This window comes from Acinetobacter ursingii DSM 16037 = CIP 107286, assembly GCF_000368825.1.
Taxonomy (GTDB): domain Bacteria; phylum Pseudomonadota; class Gammaproteobacteria; order Pseudomonadales; family Moraxellaceae; genus Acinetobacter; species Acinetobacter ursingii.
This window is the reverse complement of record NZ_KB849716.1, coordinates 1-2,927: the sequence shown is the minus strand read 5'-3', so window position 1 is coordinate 2,927 and position 2,927 is coordinate 1. Positions and strand designations below refer to the sequence as shown.

3 protein-coding genes and 1 rRNA gene are annotated in these 2,927 nt (G+C 33.9%); 2 read left to right on the top strand and 2 right to left on the bottom strand.

Going from position 1 to position 2,927, the window contains the following annotated elements; genetic code table 11:
• Positions 1-38: 38 nt before the first annotated feature.
• Together F944_RS04760 and F944_RS04755 are read left to right on the top strand one after the other, a co-directional pair.
• Positions 39-707, top strand: a complete 669-nt coding sequence (locus F944_RS04760; RefSeq protein WP_004987595.1) for an IS1595 family transposase — start codon at positions 39-41, stop codon at positions 705-707.
• 396 nt (positions 708-1,103) lie between these two features.
• Positions 1,104-1,772: an IS1595 family transposase gene (locus tag F944_RS04755; protein WP_004987592.1), complete on the top strand. Its 669-nt coding sequence runs from the start codon at positions 1,104-1,106 to the stop codon at positions 1,770-1,772.
• 367 nt (positions 1,773-2,139) lie between these two features.
• Here F944_RS04755 and F944_RS04750 read toward each other — a convergent pair whose 3' ends face one another.
• Both F944_RS04750 and rrf read right to left on the bottom strand, forming a co-directional pair.
• Positions 2,140-2,682, bottom strand: coding sequence for a GNAT family N-acetyltransferase (locus F944_RS04750; RefSeq protein ID WP_004987590.1), 543 nt, complete (start codon positions 2,680-2,682; stop codon positions 2,140-2,142).
• A 157-nt stretch (positions 2,683-2,839) separates the two neighbouring features.
• Positions 2,840-2,927 (bottom strand): 5S ribosomal RNA (rrf, locus tag F944_RS16520); the annotation flags it as partial.

Sequence of the window (2,927 nt, the reverse complement as noted above, 5' to 3'; positions counted from 1 at the left end):
GGGGCTGTAGTAGATTAGAAGTGTGATAGTCTACTTTTATGAAGATAACTAGATGTAAATTAAGTAAAAAAACTCAAAGAAAACTACTTGAGTTTTTTATTGCAGAGGTAACCGCTAGAACAGCAGCAGATTTACTCGGTATTCAACCTAATTCTGCTGCTTTGTTTTATAGGAAAATACGCCAAGTCATCATGTATCATCTTGACCAAGATGCCATAGAGGTTTTTGAGGGACAAATTGAGCTAGATGAAAGTTATTTTGGTGGTGTTCGTAAGGGAAAACGTGGGCGTGGAGCTGCGGGAAAAGTAGCTGTATTTGATATGCTTAAACGTGGTGGCAAAGTTTACGTCAAGATTTTTCCAGATACAAAGACAGCAACCTTACTGCCAATAATTACTAGAAAAATTGCTCCAGATAGCATTGTTTATACAGATAGCTATCGTAGTTATAATGCCCTTGATGTCAGTGATTTTAGCCATCATAGAATCAATCATTCAGAAAAATTTGTTGAGGATAAAAATCATATCAATGGTGTTGAAAATTTCTGGAATCAAGCAAAACGAGTACTAAGAAAATATAATGGTATTGACCGAAATGCCTTTATATTGTTTATTAAAGATGAGAAGCACTGCTTCGCAAGATTTCGATTCAACTATGGCAGTCCAAAAGAGCAGCTAAAAACTCTACTCATTTGGACAGATATTTAAGCTTATCTACTACAGCCCAATAACTTAAATTAAATGCTGTTATTTTACCTTCAGGCAAACAATACTGTAAGTTTTTATACCTTTTAAGATAAATAATATCTGAAATAAACTGAATATTTTCCTTCGTTAATCTCTATTTTCCACCAATAAAGCTGTTCCACTTGTATAGGTTCAATTTCAGTGAGCTATCGCATAGATGCTACTGATTTTGGATTAACGTTTTGCTTAAATGAGAGATCTGGAGGCACAATAACTTGACCAACGTATTTGCATAAAAGTATCTTTATCCTATTGATTAAGCTTTCTATCAGCTCCTAATAAGCAACTAATTTGATAATCTAAGGATTAAAAAAAAATAGGGGCTGTAGTAGATTAGAAGTGTGATAGTCTACTTTTATGAAGATAACTAGATGTAAATTAAGTAAAAAAACTCAAAGAAAACTACTTGAGTTTTTTATTGCAGAGGTAACCGCTAGAACAGCAGCAGATTTACTCGGTATTCAACCTAATTCTGCTGCTTTGTTTTATAGGAAAATACGCCAAGTCATCATGTATCATCTTGACCAAGATGCCATAGAGGTTTTTGAGGGACAAATTGAGCTAGATGAAAGTTATTTTGGTGGTGTTCGTAAGGGAAAACGTGGGCGTGGAGCTGCGGGAAAAGTAGCTGTATTTGGTATGCTTAAACGTGGTGGCAAAGTTTACGTCAAGATTTTTCCAGATACAAAGACAGCAACCTTACTGCCAATAATTACTAGAAAAATTGCTCCAGATAGCATTGTTTATACAGATAGCTATCGTAGTTATAATGCCCTTGATGTCAGTGATTTTAGCCATCATAGAATCAATCATTCAGAAAAATTTGTTGAGGATAAAAATCATATCAATGGTGTTGAAAATTTCTGGAATCAAGCAAAACGAGTACTAAGAAAATATAATGGTATTGACCGAAATGCCTTTATATTGTTTATTAAAGATGAGAAGCACTGCTTCGCAAGATTTCGATTCAACTATGGCAGTCCAAAAGAGCAGCTAAAAACTCTACTCATTTGGACAGATATTTAAGCTTATCTACTACAGCCCAATAACTTAAATTAAATGCTGTTATTTTACCTTCAGGCAAACAATACTGTAAGTTTTTATACCTTTTAAGATAAATAATATCTGAAATAAACTGAATATTTTCCTTCGTTAATCTCTATTTTCCACCAATAAAGCTGTTCCACTTGTATAGGTTCAATTTCAGTGAGCTATCGCATAGATGCTACTGATTTTGGATTAACGTTTTGCTTAAATGAGAGATCTGGAGGCACAATAACTTGACCAACGTATTTGCATAAAAGTATCTTTATCCTATTGATTAAGCTTTCTATCAGCTCCTATAAGCAACTAATTTGATAATCCAAAGATTAAAATATATACAAAATAAAGCTTACCAAAGCTCACCTTCTCTCCAATTGGTGCAAATTACATGATGCTCGGTACTATGTAGTAGTAAATCTTTCAATTGAATATTCAATGGATACAGCATTATTTTATTCTCATCCGTTAGGTAAGTAGACTTACCTTGATGAATATATAAATCCCCCAACCAATTAATCCAACCTAATTTTTTATAGAATTTATCATATTCAGGTTGCAATGCTGCAAGTTCATAACCTAAGTGAGTTAAAGTATCGATCAAATATCTTAATAGTTGTGATGCGAATCCCTTCCCCCGTATTCTCTCATCAGTAGTCACATATTCAACATAAGCTGTTTTCAATTTTATAGTGTTATTAATAGTGAAAACTCTGTCTGTCCATAGCGCATGCGACACGATTTTTCCATCCAATATACCAACAAGATGAGACGCTGTTTGCATGAAAAGATATTGGCTCCAAGGATCTTCATCAAATGCAGAAAAGCACAATTTGGCAATTTGTTGTCGCTGCTGAGGATTTAGCTCTTTAACTTCAAAAAGTTTAAACTCCATAAGCAGAGTCTCAATAAAAGTTAATTATATTTTAAATAAGGATCTGGAATATATGAGTTATCTTTCATTATAAATATAATCAAAATAAATGGGTATATTTATTTTTTCCAATAAAAAGCCCCCTGATCTTTTGATCAGGGGGTATTTAGCATTTAAAAGCTGGCGATGACTTACTCTCACATGGCTAACGCCACACTACCATCAGCGCGAAGAGGTTTCACTTCTGAGTTCGGGAAGGGATCAGG